Source organism: Aggregatibacter sp. oral taxon 513 (assembly GCF_018128305.1).
Lineage (GTDB): Bacteria > Pseudomonadota > Gammaproteobacteria > Enterobacterales > Pasteurellaceae > Aggregatibacter > Aggregatibacter segnis_A.
Genome location: NZ_CP072381.1, coordinates 1,564,542 through 1,579,415 on the forward strand (window position 1 = coordinate 1,564,542; position 14,874 = coordinate 1,579,415).

Consider the following 14,874-nt stretch of genomic DNA (forward strand, 5'->3'; position numbering starts at 1 on the left):
TCATGTTATATGCCGTTTGGGGCAATCCTATCGCTCAAAGCAAATCGCCGCAAATTCACCGTATTTTTGCCGAACAAACCCCCCAAGACGTGCAATACGATGCCATGTTAGGCGACGAACAGAATTTTGAACGGCAATTATTGGCGTTTTTTGCGCAGGGAGCGGCGGGATGTAATATCACCTCGCCTTTCAAAGAACGCGCGTTCAAGCTGGCAGATTCACACAGTGAGCGTTGTCTGATGGCGGAAGCCTGCAATACGTTGAAAAAATTAGATGATGGCACGCTGTATGCGGACAACACTGACGGCGCAGGACTGGTGACGGATTTGCAGCGATTGAATTGGCTTAAGCCGAATCAAACCCTACTCATTTTAGGTGCAGGCGGTGCCACTAAAGGCGTGTTGTTACCGCTTTTACAAGCACAGCAAAACATTGTGATAGCCAACCGCACTTTAGCCAAAGCGCAACAATTGGCAGAGAAATTTTCGCCTTACGGCGACATTCGTGCCGTGGAACTGAATCAACTTCCCGCACAATCCTTTGATGTGATTATTAACGCCACTTCATCAGGTTTACACGGCGGTATAGTAGCGATTAATGATGAGATTCTACGTGCAACAAAAGCGGTTTACGACATGCAATATGATCGACAAAAAGACACGCCGTTTTTAGCACGCTGTCGTACGTTAGGCGTACAAAACCGAAGTGACGGTTTTGGGATGTTATTGGCGCAAGCAGCGCATTCATTTTATTTATGGCGAGGCGTAATGCCAAACATTACGCCGTTATTTGAACAGTTATAAAAAAGCTATTAGCGCGTTTTCGCTTGTAGAATGCCATCCGTGATAATCAAAAGCATGGCAAGGACCAAACAAATAAACAACGGATAACTTTGCGCATCAATTTCTTCGCCGATTAACAAAGAAACCCCCACCATCAAGCAAGGCTCTACATAACCAAGTAAGCCCAACAAATTCATCGGTAAATGATTGCTAGCAAGAATATAAGAATTGAGTGCCGTCCCGCTAATTAAGCCGAGCAGTAGCAACAAGACCAAAATATTTGGATTACTTTGTTGTACTTGGGCAATATCCACTTGCCAGGAGAAGTAAATACAAAATGGCAAGAGGGTCAACATTTCTAAGAAAAATGCCGCAAGATCGGTCATTTTCCACATTCGACGTACCACAAAGTAAGTGGTATATCCCACGCAAATCACCAACGCTTCCCAAGAAATTTCCCCTTTTAAGACGATGTTGGAAATGACTCCCACGGCAGCAATCAATACGGCTAAAAACTTAATGCGTGAAATCCGTTCTTTAAAAATAATTCGCGCTGCCGCCACCATCACTAAAGGCAGCAATAAATAACCGAAAGAAACGCTCAACGAGCTGCCATTATTAGGTGCCCATAAAAACAGCCACATTTGAAAGCCCATCAACGCACCGGTAAAGAGAAAAGCCAACGCAAAGTGCGGTTGTCTTTGAATGCGTTTTAAATGGGCAATCAGCGCCATTTTTTGTTTAAACAAAATCACAGCAGCCGCCACAAAAGGCAGGGTAAATACAATGCGATAACCGAAAATATCTGTGCCACTCAAAGGCAGCAACAGCGTAGAAAAATAATACATGTAGCCAAACAGCAGAGAGGCAAATAAAGAAAATGCAACGCCTTTTAGCATAAAAACTCCTTAAATTATGACCGCACTTTACGCTAATAACTGCCAAAATGCACGCACTAAAGGGCGTTCTAAGGCAGGTTTCAAGGCGCACACACCGAGTTCAAAAGGGGTAATTGGTTCATCTAACTGCAAGGTAGAAATTTGGCTGTTCAACGGGCTATTTTTAATCACCACATCGGGCAATAAGGCTAAACCACACCCGAGTGCCACCATGGACACAATGCCCTCATGTCCTGCCACGGTGCCATAGATTTTCGGGTGTTTAATGCCTTTTTGTTTAAACCATTCTTCAATCCGCTGCCGCGCCATACCATCTAACGGCAGAATAAAAGGAACTTGTTGCCAATTGATGGGATCTTGCTGTAATAACTGCGTCGCCGAACATGCCACTCGAGGCGCAATCATCGACAACGCAATATCATCGATATAATGAAACGTCACCGCACTCGGTAATACCGGCGGTTTCCCCGCTAACGCCAAATCCACCTGCTGCGCCTGCACCAAATGTACCGCCTGCGCCGGATCGCCTGTGGTCAGTTGAATTTCCACTTTCGGATAATGCGCACGGAATTTCTCCAAAATCCCCGGCAAATGACTATACGCCGCTGTCACCGAGCAATACAGCTTTAGCTCCCCGCTAAGCTCTTCCTCTTGGGTATGTAGTTGCTGTTGAAATAGCATCCAATTCTGCCATTGCTGCTGTGCAAACACCAAAAACACCTCACCATTTGGCGTTAACAACACCTGACGATTATCCCGCCACAAAAGCTGCTGGCCCAGTTCCTCTTCGATTTTTTGAATTTGACGGGACAAGGTTGACGGCGACATATGGTGCAACGCTGCCGTTTTGGCGAAGTTTTGAGTTTGGGTGAGGGTGATGAAGATTTTGAGATCGTTAAAAGTCATAGCGGTTTATTTTATAAAGGTGAGTTTAAATTTACCCATTCATAAGCAAGCAAGGGGATTTTAATTGCAAAAAACGCAATGCAACATTTCAATAATATCACTTTACGCAACATACCAACACCCTATAATCGTTTAAACCTCTACAAACACTCCCACACAAAAGGAAAACATCATGGCTAATTATTTCAATACCTTAAACTTACGCCAACAATTAGACCAACTCGGTCGTTGCCGTTTTATGGATCGCAGTGAGTTCGCAACGGAAGCGGATTTCTTGAAAGGCAAGAAAATCGTGATCGTAGGTTGTGGTGCTCAAGGGTTAAACCAAGGGTTAAATATGCGTGATTCAGGTCTAGACATCAGCTACGCATTACGTCCTGAAGCCATCGCAGAAAAACGTGTGTCATTCCAACGTGCCAGTGAAAATGGTTTTAAAGTGGGCACTTATGAAGAACTGATTCCAAAAGCCGACCTAGTCATTAACCTCACCCCGGACAAACAACATTCCAAGGTCGTTGCTGATGTGATGCCGTTGATGAAAAAAGGCGCGGCATTGGGCTATTCCCATGGTTTAAACATTGTTGAAGTGGGCGAGCAAATTCGTCCAGACATCACCGTCGTGATGGTGGCACCAAAATGCCCGGGTACAGAAGTTCGTGAAGAATATAAACGTGGTTTTGGCGTGCCGACGTTAATCGCTGTGCACCCGGAAAATGACCCACAAGACGAAGGTTTAGAAATTGCCAAAGCTTGGGCAGCGGCAACCGGTGGTCATCGTGCAGGCGTGTTGGAATCCTCTTTCGTGGCGGAAGTCAAATCCGACTTAATGGGCGAACAAACCATCCTTTGCGGCATGTTGCAAGCAGGTTCTCTCATTTGCTACGATAAATTAGTGGCTGACGGCAAAGATCCGGCTTATGCAGGCAAATTAGTACAATACGGTTGGGAAACCATCACTGAAGCCTTAAAACAAGGCGGTATTACATTGATGATGGATCGCTTGTCCAACAGCGCAAAATTGCGTGCATTCGAGTTGGCAGAACAAATCAAAGAAGAATTGGCGTTCTTATTTGCTAAACACATGGACGATATCATCAGCGGCGAATTCTCTCGTGTGATGATGGAAGACTGGGCAAACGGCGATGCCAACCTCTTAAAATGGCGTGAAGAAACCGGCAAAACCGCTTTTGAAAACGCACCGAAATATGAGGGCAAAATCAGCGAGCAAGAATATTTCGACCATGGCGTGTTAATGATTGCGATGGTGAAAGCCGGTGTGGAATTGGCATTCGATACCATGGTGGCCAGTGGCATTTACGAAGAATCCGCTTACTACGAATCCTTACACGAATTGCCGTTAATCGCCAACACGATTGCGCGTAAACGTTTATATGAAATGAACGTAGTGATTTCCGACACGGCGGAATACGGTAACTACTTATTCGCTAACGTTGCTGGCCCGATTATGCAAAAAGCATTGGTGCCGACTTTACGCAAAGGCGATATCGGTGAACCAACACCAACCGTGGAAATCGACAACATCACTTTACGCGATGTGAATGATGCAATCCGCAATCATCCGGTAGAATTAATCGGTCAAGAATTGCGTGGTTACATGAAAGATATGAAACGCGTTTCATTGAAAGGTTAATTAAACATCATTATATTAAGCCGATTTTTTAGATCGGCTTTTTTATAGGAAAAATTAAGGAATCAGTATGAAAAACAATAAAAAATTTAACTGCACTTTTCAGTTAAGTTTGGTTGCAACAACATTAAGTTTAGCAAATTTGGGATGGGCAACGGATCTCACTTGTAATACAACAACAGGTTGTAAATATATTCAAGGACCTGGCAATACGTGGTATATCAACAATACAGCGACTCAACTCGCCGATGCTGTAAATGTCACCGTTGAAGCAGGAAATTACCAAAACAAAGCAAAAACAGAAACGGGTGCTAGTTATAACCTAGGCCGACCAAGTCAATCATCTGATGCTTTATTTCATATTTTCGATCTAACAAAACAAGATAATGTCATTACACTAAAATCAGGCGTTAAAGCAACGCTTAAAGAAGATTATACGTCCAGCCAATTAGTTCATGTCAATGGTGCAACAGCAAATTTAGAACAGGGTGTAAAACTCATCGTTGACAAAAACTATTCTCAAATTCACAACATTCCTGATGCTAATGGTCATTTTGATGGCAATGCTGCCATTGAATCCCGTAATTCAACAATCAATACTGAAGCAGATATTGAGCTCAATAATGACGGTTCAAATGCAATTGAATCGCAAGAAACATCTACCATTAACTCTTCTAACCATCAAATCACCATGAATGGTGAAAACAACGGGGCATACACGCTTTTCGGAAAAGACATTGTAAATATTAAAAACGTCACTATTACTGGAAATAAAGATTTACAATCTGTTTTTGATATTGGAAATGATCTCTCTGAAACACAAATCGTCAATGCTAAAAAGTTAAACGCTACGTTAAACGATAAAAGTATCTTCATGAACCTCCATGACAGCGGCACACAGACGGTTACCTTAAGCGATTCTAAGATTAAAGCCGGTTATGGATTGCATGCTGTACCGTTTGGGGACGAACATACCGTTACTCTGAACTTACATAATAGCGAATTAAATACCACTCGAGCACTCATTTCCATCAATGATCCGAATTTCCCACTTGACGAGGAAGACGAGGAAGAAATTGATGCAAATTCAGCAAGCAAATTCCATTTGCACCTTAGTGCTGATAACAACTCAAAACTGACTGGCGCAATTATTGAAAATCCACAAAGACCGGCAAAAACCGAAGTAAACGTCACATTAGCCAACAGCCAGTGGAATTTTAATCAATCGAGTATTCTTCATCACTTGAATACGCAAAATTCAACGGTCAAATTTGAACCGACATCGGAATATAAAACGTTAACGATTAAAGGTGATCTTTCCGGCTCCACCACATTTGATCTCAATACCAATATCGCTGAAAATAAAGCCGATAAAATCGTTGTGAAAGGAAAAGCGGAAGGTGATCATAAACTTAATGTGACGGATCACGGCGCTCATGTAGCAAATGGTAAAGTAACCTTAGTTGAAACCAATAGCGGAAATGCAAAATTTCACTTAGCGAATGCCAATGGTTATGTGGCGCTCGGTGCTTATAAATACTTCTTAACCCCTGAAGGAAAAAATTGGGTGTTAGCGCACTCACAAAGCACAGTCACACCACAGCCACAGCCACAGCCACAGCCACAGCCACAGCCACAGCCACAGCCACAGCCACAGCCACAGCCACAGCCACAGCCACAGCCACAGCCACAGCCACAGCCACAGCCACAGCCACAGCCACAGCCACAGCCACAGCCACAGCCAAGTATTACACCATCGTTACCGGTGACTGCACAACTACTTGAGAGCGCAAACGCACAAGTGTCTCTTCGCCAAGCGGAATTACTGATGGTCGAAAATGAATTAAACGGCATTCACCAACGTTTAGGTGAAATCAGAACTGGTGAAAAAGGCAATATTTGGGTGAGAAACGTCAATTCACATCAAAAACTCACCGCACTTTCAACGGGTGAAAGTCAAACTTCCGGCTTTAAGCAAAACGTACATAGCTTACAAATCGGTGCGGATGCAGCGGTAACGGATAAGGTACGTTTAGGCGGATTTGTCGGACACAGCCAAGCCAATATTGACTTCAACAATCATTATGGCAACGGAAAAGTGAAAGGACAAGCCATTGGGGTTTACGGGACTTACATGGCTGAAAATGGTGTCTATTTAGATAACATCGCACAATATAGTCGCTTAACCGCAAACTCGAATCATACGGAAAAACACCGTTACAACGCTTACACGTTAAGTAGTGAAATCGGCAAACAATTCCAATTAGCCGGCGCATGGACCGTGACCCCACAAGCGCAATTGGCTTGGACGCATATTAACGGTAAAGAAAAAGAAGATAGCTTATCTGCCATTTCTTCTCGAATCGGTTTACGCCTTGCCAAAACCTTCGAGTTGAGCCAAGGATGGAAACTTCAACCTTATGCCGAAGCGAATGCAATCACGACACGCACACGCCATAGCAATATTAACTACAATGGTAGCCAACTCAATGTAGAAAGTTATCGCGGTCGTTTCACAAGTGCGGTCGGTTTTAATGCCGGTTTGGGCAATCACCGCATTGGTTTAGAAGTGAATCGCACCGACGGCAAACACATCAAGCAACCATTTGGCGTACAAGCCGTCTATCGTTTCCAATGGTAGTTTAAAATAAATAAAAAATGCGCTTAATTTTAAGCGCATTTTTCTTTTTTAGATTAACTCATTACTTATGTACTAATCTTACCCACTTCACTGATAAACCATCATATCCACGCCCTCACAAATCCACTGTTTCCCCTTACATTTTAGTAAGCTCCCCAGATAATTTGAGAAAAGCACACATTCTTTATTATTTAATAGCTTTTATTTCTTAAGAAATTAATATTGATGATTATCGTGCCACTTTAAATACCTACACAGAACAACAATAAAGTCTAAGTTAACAAGGCCATTTTTAAAAAAAATTTTACGCAGTCAAAACAAAATAGGAAACCTAGAATCAGTTGACAGAACACGCTTTGAAGATTAAAATCTTCGGTCTGTTCTTGTATGGACAGATTTTGTAAAACAACATTCTTTAATGAATTTTTATTAAACTGGAGTTTTTTAATGGCAACAATCAACCAGCTAGTACGCAAACCGCGTGTGAAAAAGGTTGTAAAAAGTAACGTTCCTGCATTAGAGGCTTGCCCGCAGAAACGTGGTGTATGCACCCGTGTATACACAACTACACCTAAAAAACCGAACTCTGCATTACGTAAAGTATGCCGTATTCGTTTAACCAATGGTTTCGAAGTAACCTCATACATCGGCGGTGAAGGTCACAACCTTCAAGAGCACAGTGTTGTGCTTATCCGTGGCGGTCGTGTTAAAGACTTACCGGGTGTGCGTTATCACACTGTACGCGGCGCATTAGACTGCGCAGGCGTAAAAGATCGTAAACAAGGTCGTTCTAAATACGGCGTTAAACGTCCTAAAGCTTAATGGTTCTCCGTTAAGTAAGGCCAAACGCTAAATTAGTAAAACTTATTTAAATCGCAAACTCCAGTATCTAATTAGCCCCTTCAATTAAAAGTGCGGTTAATTTTTATCGAGTTTTGGGATACCCTGAAGATTATAAAAACGGAGAAATTCGCAATGCCACGTCGTCGTAGTATTGAACAACGCAAGATTTTACCGGATCCGAAGTTCGGTTCAGAATTACTTGCTAAATTTATCAATGTCATCATGGTAGATGGTAAAAAATCTATCGCAGAATCTATCGTTTATAACGCGTTAGACACTTTAGCTCAACGTACCGGTAAAGAAGCTTTAGAAGCTTTCGAAGCGGCATTAGAAAACGTACGTCCAACTGTAGAAGTAAAATCCCGCCGTGTTGGTGGTTCTACTTACCAAGTTCCGGTTGAAGTTCGCCCTGTGCGTCGTAACGCATTAGGTATGCGTTGGATCGTTGAAGCCGCTCGTAAACGTGGTGATAAATCCATGGCTTTACGTTTAGCTAATGAATTATCTGATGCATCCGAAAACAAAGGTGCAGCAGTTAAGAAACGTGAAGACGTTCACCGTATGGCTGAAGCTAACAAAGCGTTTGCTCACTACCGTTGGTAATATTCGGTTAGCACTTACGTTTTTAGGCTTCATCTCATTTTTTATGCGATGAAGCCTCATTCATTTATAAAATTTCGTATTTAATTTTAAATAAGAAATCGTCAAGGAAATAATAATGGCTCGTACAACCCCTATTGAAAGATATCGTAATATCGGTATTAGTGCGCACATTGATGCTGGTAAAACTACTACCACTGAACGTATCTTATTCTACACTGGTGTAAGTCACAAAATTGGTGAAGTACACGATGGTGCAGCAACCATGGACTGGATGGAACAGGAACAAGAACGTGGTATTACCATTACCTCTGCGGCAACAACCGCATTCTGGTCCGGTATGTCACAACAATTCCCACAACATCGTATTAACGTTATCGACACCCCGGGACACGTTGACTTTACTGTTGAAGTAGAACGTTCTATGCGTGTTCTTGATGGTGCAGTAATGGTTTACTGTGCAGTTGGTGGTGTTCAACCACAATCTGAAACTGTATGGCGTCAAGCGAACAAATATAAAGTTCCACGTATCGCATTCGTTAACAAAATGGACCGTACCGGTGCAAACTTCTTACGCGTAGTTGATCAGTTAAAAACCCGCTTAGGTGCAAACGCAGTTCCTCTTCAACTACCTGTTGGTTCAGAGGAAAACTTTACCGGTGTTGTTGATTTGATCAAAATGAAAGCAATTAACTGGAATGAAGCTGACCAAGGTATGACCTTCACTTATGAAGACATTCCTGCAGATATGCAAGCAGCTTGTGAAGAATGGCGTCAAAACCTTGTTGAAGCAGCTGCAGAAGCTTCTGAAGAGCTAATGGAAAAATACCTTGGTGGTGAAGAATTAACTGAAGAAGAAATCAAAGTAGCTCTTCGTCAACGCGTATTAGCGAATGAAATCATCTTAGTTACTTGTGGTTCCGCATTCAAAAATAAAGGTGTTCAAGCAATGCTTGATGCTGTTGTTGAATACTTACCTGCTCCAACGGATATTCCTGCAATTAAAGGTATCAATCCAGATGAAACAGAAGGTGAACGTCATGCAAGTGATGAAGAACCATTCTCTTCATTAGCATTCAAAATTGCAACTGACCCATTCGTAGGTAACTTAACTTTCTTCCGTGTATATTCCGGTGTAATTAACTCTGGTGATACCGTGTTGAACTCCGTACGTCAAAAACGTGAACGTTTCGGTCGTATCGTTCAAATGCATGCTAACAAACGTGAAGAAATTAAAGAAGTTCGTGCAGGCGATATCGCTGCTGCGATCGGCTTAAAAGATGTAACGACAGGTGATACATTATGTGCTATTGAAGCACCAATTATCCTTGAGCGCATGGAATTCCCAGAGCCGGTAATCTCTGTTGCGGTAGAACCAAAAACGAAAGCAGACCAAGAAAAAATGGGTCTTGCATTAGGTCGTCTTGCACAAGAAGACCCTTCATTCCGTGTTCATACTGATGAAGAATCTGGCGAAACCATTATTTCCGGTATGGGTGAGTTACACTTGGATATCATCGTTGACCGTATGAAACGTGAATTCAAAGTGGAAGCTAACATTGGTAAACCACAAGTATCTTACCGTGAAACAATCCGCTCTCGTGTTAACGATGTGGAAGGTAAACACGCAAAACAATCTGGTGGTCGTGGTCAATATGGTCACGTGGTTATCGACTTATACCCACTAGAGCCAGAAGGCCCAGGCTATGAATTTGTTAACGAAATCAAAGGTGGTGTTATCCCTGGTGAATACATCCCGGCTGTTGACAAAGGTATCCAAGAACAACTTAAATCTGGTCCATTAGCAGGTTATCCGGTAGTTGATCTCGGTGTTCGTTTACACTTCGGTTCATACCATGATGTGGACTCCTCTGAATTGGCGTTTAAACTTGCAGCCTCTTTAGCATTTAAAGCAGCATTCGCAAAAGCAAACCCAGTTTTACTTGAACCAATCATGAAAGTTGAAGTAGAAACTCCACCTGAGTATGTGGGTGACGTAATCGGTGACTTGAGCCGTCGTCGTGCAATGGTGAACGGTCAAGAAGCAAATGAATTCGTTGTTAAAATCGACGCTGAAGTTCCGCTTTCTGAAATGTTTGGCTATGCAACTGACTTACGCTCCCAAACTCAAGGTCGTGCTTCCTACTCAATGGAACCATTGAAATATGCTGAAGCTCCGAAAAACGTGGCTGAAGCAGTTATTGAAGCTCGTAAAAAATAATTTTGTTTAACTAAATCCACAAGCCATTCCGGCTTGTGGACTTATACATTGAGGAAACTTAATCGTGTCTAAAGAAAAATTTGAACGTACAAAACCGCACGTTAACGTGGGTACAATCGGCCACGTTGACCATGGTAAAACCACTTTAACTGCAGCTATCACAACCGTATTAGCAAAACACTACGGTGGTGCAGCTCGTGCATTCGACCAAATCGATAACGCGCCGGAAGAAAAAGCACGTGGTATCACCATCAACACATCCCACGTTGAATACGACACTCCAACTCGTCACTACGCACACGTTGACTGTCCGGGACACGCCGACTATGTTAAAAACATGATTACCGGTGCGGCGCAAATGGATGGTGCTATCTTAGTCGTAGCAGCAACTGATGGTCCTATGCCACAAACTCGTGAGCACATCTTATTAGGTCGCCAAGTAGGTGTTCCTTACATCATCGTATTCTTAAACAAATGCGACATGGTAGATGACGAAGAGTTATTAGAATTAGTTGAAATGGAAGTTCGTGAACTTCTTTCTCAATATGACTTCCCGGGTGACGATACACCAATCGTACGTGGTTCTGCATTACAAGCGTTAAACGGCGTAGCAGAATGGGAAGAAAAAATCCTTGAATTAGCAAGCCACTTAGATTCTTACATTCCTGAGCCTGAGCGTGCTATCGACCAACCGTTCCTTCTTCCAATTGAAGACGTGTTCTCAATCTCCGGTCGTGGTACTGTGGTAACTGGTCGTGTGGAGCGTGGTATCATCCGTACCGGTGATGAAGTTGAAATCGTTGGTATCAAACCAACTGCAAAAACAACTGTAACCGGTGTTGAAATGTTCCGTAAATTACTTGACGAAGGTCGTGCAGGTGAAAACATCGGTGCATTATTACGTGGTACTAAACGTGAAGAAATCGAACGTGGTCAAGTATTGGCTAAACCGGGTTCAATCACTCCACACACTGATTTCGAATCTGAAGTGTACGTATTATCCAAAGAAGAAGGTGGTCGTCATACTCCATTCTTCAAAGGTTACCGTCCACAATTCTATTTCCGTACAACTGACGTAACCGGTACAATCGAGTTACCAGAAGGCGTGGAAATGGTTATGCCTGGCGATAACATCAAAATGACCGTATCCTTAATCCACCCAATCGCGATGGACCAAGGTTTACGTTTCGCTATCCGTGAAGGTGGCCGTACTGTAGGTGCCGGCGTGGTAGCTAAAATCATCAAATAATTGATAATCAACCTGATTAGAAAGGCGTATCGAATGATACGCCTTTTTGTTTTCATCATGTTGATAAAACGAATCTGATGAAAATACAATAAAAAATGACCGCACTTTAGTGCATTAAAGTGCGGTCATAATTTTAAATATTTTTAGTAAACTAGCATTTACTATTTCTTCCAATTCTTCAACGCATCCGCAAAGGCATTGCCCATCGTATTATTTGCTCGCGGATTGCTACGATCTTGGCGAGCATTATCAGAACGCGGTTTTGCGGATAAAGTGCGGTCAGATTTTCCGTCATTTTTCACCGCACTTTCATCTAAACGCATTGTTAATGCAATACGACGACGCGCCACATCCACTTCCAATACTTTCACTTTCACGACATCACCGGTTTTCACCACTTGATGCGGATCTTCCACGAATTTATCGCTGAGAGAAGAAATATGAACCAAGCCATCTTGGTGCACCCCGATATCTACAAAAGCACCGAAATTGGTCACGTTAGTTACCGTACCTTCTAAGATCATGCCGGCTTTCAAATCCGTAATTTCTTCCACGCCCTCAGCGAAGGTGGCGGTTTTAAATTCACCGCGCGGGTCGCGCCCCGGTTTTTCCAATTCTTTGAAAATATCTTGAACCGTCGGCAAACCAAATTGCTCATCGGTAAACTGTTTTGCATCAAGCTGGCGCACTAAACCGGCATTGCCCATTAAATCCTGAATAGACTGCTCTGTTGCTTGCAGGATTTTTTCCACCACCGGATAGGCTTCCGGATGCACTCCTGACGCATCTAATGGATTGTTGCCTGCGGCGATACGCATAAATCCGGCACATTGTTCAAAGGCTTTAGGGCCTAAACGAGGAACTTTTTTCAGTTGCTCACGGCTGTCAAAACGCCCGTTTTCATCACGGTATGTCACAATATTCTGCGCTATCGTTTTGGTCATCCCCGCTACTCTCGCCAATAACGGCACAGAGGCGGTGTTTAAGTCCACACCAACAGCGTTTACACAGTCTTCCACCACCGCATCTAGTTTACGCGCTAATTGACTTTGATTCACGTCATGTTGGTATTGGCCCACACCAATGGCTTTCGGCTCGATTTTCACCAATTCCGCCAACGGATCCTGCAAACGACGAGCAATAGATACTGCGCCACGCAAGGACACATCCAAATCAGGAAATTCCTGCGCAGCCAATTCGGAAGCGGAATAGACGGAAGCACCCGCTTCGCTCACCACCACTGTTTGTGGTTTATGTTCTTTAATTTCCTTAATCACGTCTTTGGCAAAACGTTCTGTCTCACGAGAGGCTGTCCCATTCCCAATGGCAATCAATTCTACGTTATGTTGTTTAATTAATTGGAAAACAGACAACATCGCACGCTCCATCTGCCCGGTGTGCGGATAAATGGTATCGGTTGCCAATAACTTACCGGTGTTATCCACCACTGCCACTTTCACCCCGGTACGCAGACCCGGGTCTAACCCCATCGTGTTCTTAGCGCCCGCCGGAGCAGCCATTAAAAGTGCGGTCAGATTTCGTGCAAACACATCAATGGCTTCATCTTCCGCTTTCTCACGTAAGGTCGCCATGAGTTCCGTTTCCAAGTGCAAGGCCACTTTAATTTTCCATGTCCACGAAATCACTTGTTCACGCCATTTATCGGCAGGTTGACCATTAAAACGAACACCTAAATAATCACGAATAATCTCTTCACAATAGCTTTGGCGACTGCCCTCTTCCGCTTCCGGGTCCGCATTCAAACTTAATTGTAAAATGCCTTCATTACGACCACGGAACATCGCCAAAGCACGGTGAGACGGCACATTTTTAAGCAGTTCTTGGTGATCAAAATAATCTTGGAATTTTGCGCCTTCTGCCTCTTTGCCCTCAATCACCTTAGAAACGATAAGTGCATTTTTGCTTAAATAATCGCGCACTTTTGCCAACAATCCTGCATCTTCGGCAAAACGCTCCATCAAAATATAGCGTGCACCATCTAATGCAGCCTTAACGTCAGCGACGCCTTTCTCCGCATTCACATAATCAAGTGCGGTGGTTTCCGGCACTGTTTTTGGCTCGTTCCAAAGTAAATCTGCCAATGGCTCAAGCCCAGCTTCAATGGCAATTTGGCCTTTGGTACGACGTTTTGGTTTAAACGGCAAATAGAGATCTTCCAATTCGGTTTTGCTTTGCGTTGCTTGAATTTTATCGCGTAATTCATCCGTTAATTTGCCTTGTTCTTCAATGGATTTCAGAATGGTTTGGCGGCGGTCTTCCAATTCACGCAAATAAATTAAGCGGGTTTCAAAATGACGTAATTGCGTGTCATCCAAACCTCCTGTGGCTTCTTTACGATAACGGGCAATAAAAGGAATGGTGTTGCCATCGTCTAATAATTGAATAGCGGCAAGAATTTGACTATCGCGAACATTTAACTCTTGTGCAATAAGTTGGCTAATTTGCTGATTTAACATGATATGTACTTCTTTCTTAAGAATGAAAAAACGGGCATAGCATACTGTTTTTGCGCAAGAGGCTCAAATGTTTGTTCCTTTTTCGGTATAATTTTACGGCAATTGAGGACAGGATTATGGCAAAGTCAAATTACATCACCCGACAAGGCTGGAATGTGCTGGATCGGGAATTAAAATTTTTATGGAAAGAAGAACGCCCACAAGTCACCCAAGCCGTATCTGACGCTGCCGCATTAGGCGATCGCAGTGAAAATGCAGAATATATTTACGGTAAACGCCGATTGCGGGAAATTGATCGCCGTGTACGCTTTCTCACTAAACGGCTAGAAGTGCTACAAATCGTGGATTATTCACCGAAGCAAGAAGGTAAAGTGTTTTTTGGTGCGTGGGTGGAGCTAGAAAACGAAGATGGAGAAGTTAAACAATATCGTATTGTGGGCTGTGATGAATTTGACCCAGCGAAAAACTGGATTTCTATTGATTCACCGGTGGCGCGTGCCTTAATTGGTAAAGAAGAAGACGACGAAATTACCGTAGAAACGCCTTCCGGTAAAATCCAGTTATATGTAAATCGTATTTGGTATGAAAAGGGGTAGCCAAGGTAAAGT

11 protein-coding genes are annotated in these 14,874 nt (G+C 43.1%); 8 read left to right on the forward strand and 3 right to left on the reverse strand.

Annotated elements, in window-relative coordinates; translation table 11 throughout:
- The first annotated feature begins 2 nt into the window (after positions 1 to 2).
- Complete coding sequence (aroE, locus tag J5A60_RS07495; RefSeq protein WP_371817615.1) at positions 3 to 803, forward strand: shikimate dehydrogenase; 801 nt, start codon at positions 3 to 5, stop codon at positions 801 to 803.
- An 8-nt stretch (positions 804 to 811) separates the two neighbouring features.
- Here aroE and rarD read toward each other — a convergent pair whose 3' ends face one another.
- Together rarD and ilvY are read right to left on the reverse strand one after the other, a co-directional pair.
- Positions 812 to 1,681 carry an EamA family transporter RarD gene (gene rarD, locus J5A60_RS07500; RefSeq protein ID WP_212509958.1) on the reverse strand — a complete coding sequence of 290 codons (870 nt, stop codon included), beginning with the start codon at positions 1,679 to 1,681 and terminating at the stop codon, positions 812 to 814.
- Positions 1,682 to 1,708: 27 nt separating this feature from the next.
- Complete coding sequence (gene ilvY / locus J5A60_RS07505; RefSeq protein ID WP_212509959.1) at positions 1,709 to 2,587, reverse strand: HTH-type transcriptional activator IlvY; 879 nt, start codon at positions 2,585 to 2,587, stop codon at positions 1,709 to 1,711.
- 172 nt (positions 2,588 to 2,759) lie between these two features.
- Here ilvY and ilvC point away from each other — a divergent pair, with 172 nt between their 5' ends.
- The 6 genes from ilvC (at position 2,760) to tuf (ending at position 11,789) form a co-directional block, all read left to right on the forward strand.
- Complete coding sequence (gene ilvC / locus J5A60_RS07510; RefSeq protein WP_212509960.1) at positions 2,760 to 4,238, forward strand: ketol-acid reductoisomerase; 1,479 nt, start codon at positions 2,760 to 2,762, stop codon at positions 4,236 to 4,238.
- A gap of 67 nt (positions 4,239 to 4,305) precedes the next feature.
- Entirely contained in the window at positions 4,306 to 6,876 is a 2,571-nt protein-coding gene (locus tag J5A60_RS07515; RefSeq protein WP_212509961.1) for an autotransporter outer membrane beta-barrel domain-containing protein, read from the forward strand.
- A 447-nt stretch (positions 6,877 to 7,323) separates the two neighbouring features.
- Positions 7,324 to 7,698, forward strand: a complete 375-nt coding sequence (gene rpsL, locus J5A60_RS07520; protein ID WP_005543325.1) for a 30S ribosomal protein S12 — start codon at positions 7,324 to 7,326, stop codon at positions 7,696 to 7,698.
- Positions 7,699 to 7,851: 153 nt separating this feature from the next.
- Positions 7,852 to 8,322 (forward strand): 30S ribosomal protein S7, encoded by a 471-nt coding sequence (gene rpsG, locus J5A60_RS07525; RefSeq protein WP_005555497.1) that lies wholly within the window; start codon positions 7,852 to 7,854, stop codon positions 8,320 to 8,322.
- Between the two features lie 115 nt (positions 8,323 to 8,437).
- A complete protein-coding gene (fusA, locus tag J5A60_RS07530) occupies positions 8,438 to 10,540 on the forward strand; it encodes an elongation factor G (protein WP_212509962.1) in 2,103 nt (700 codons plus the stop codon).
- 64 nt (positions 10,541 to 10,604) lie between these two features.
- Positions 10,605 to 11,789 (forward strand): elongation factor Tu, encoded by a 1,185-nt coding sequence (gene tuf / locus J5A60_RS07535; RefSeq protein WP_109092129.1) that lies wholly within the window; start codon positions 10,605 to 10,607, stop codon positions 11,787 to 11,789.
- A 161-nt stretch (positions 11,790 to 11,950) separates the two neighbouring features.
- Here the strand turns inward: tuf and J5A60_RS07540 are convergent, their stop codons facing one another.
- Positions 11,951 to 14,266, reverse strand: coding sequence for a Tex family protein (locus tag J5A60_RS07540; protein ID WP_212509963.1), 2,316 nt, complete (start codon positions 14,264 to 14,266; stop codon positions 11,951 to 11,953).
- A gap of 116 nt (positions 14,267 to 14,382) precedes the next feature.
- Between J5A60_RS07540 and greB the strand changes: the two genes are divergently transcribed.
- Positions 14,383 to 14,862 (forward strand): transcription elongation factor GreB, encoded by a 480-nt coding sequence (greB, locus tag J5A60_RS07545; protein ID WP_212509964.1) that lies wholly within the window; start codon positions 14,383 to 14,385, stop codon positions 14,860 to 14,862.
- Positions 14,863 to 14,874 lie beyond the last annotated feature (12 nt).

Coding starts and splice junctions, on each gene's coding strand:
- aroE (WP_371817615.1), top strand. CDS start 3: ATGTTATATGCCGTTTGGGGCAATCCTATCGCTCAAAGCAAATCGCCG.
- rarD (WP_212509958.1), bottom strand. CDS start 1,681: ATGCTAAAAGGCGTTGCATTTTCTTTATTTGCCTCTCTGCTGTTTGGC.
- ilvY (WP_212509959.1), bottom strand. CDS start 2,587: ATGACTTTTAACGATCTCAAAATCTTCATCACCCTCACCCAAACTCAA.
- ilvC (WP_212509960.1), top strand. CDS start 2,760: ATGGCTAATTATTTCAATACCTTAAACTTACGCCAACAATTAGACCAA.
- J5A60_RS07515 (WP_212509961.1), top strand. CDS start 4,306: ATGAAAAACAATAAAAAATTTAACTGCACTTTTCAGTTAAGTTTGGTT.
- rpsL (WP_005543325.1), top strand. CDS start 7,324: ATGGCAACAATCAACCAGCTAGTACGCAAACCGCGTGTGAAAAAGGTT.
- rpsG (WP_005555497.1), top strand. CDS start 7,852: ATGCCACGTCGTCGTAGTATTGAACAACGCAAGATTTTACCGGATCCG.
- fusA (WP_212509962.1), top strand. CDS start 8,438: ATGGCTCGTACAACCCCTATTGAAAGATATCGTAATATCGGTATTAGT.
- J5A60_RS07540 (WP_212509963.1), bottom strand. CDS start 14,266: ATGTTAAATCAGCAAATTAGCCAACTTATTGCACAAGAGTTAAATGTT.
- greB (WP_212509964.1), top strand. CDS start 14,383: ATGGCAAAGTCAAATTACATCACCCGACAAGGCTGGAATGTGCTGGAT.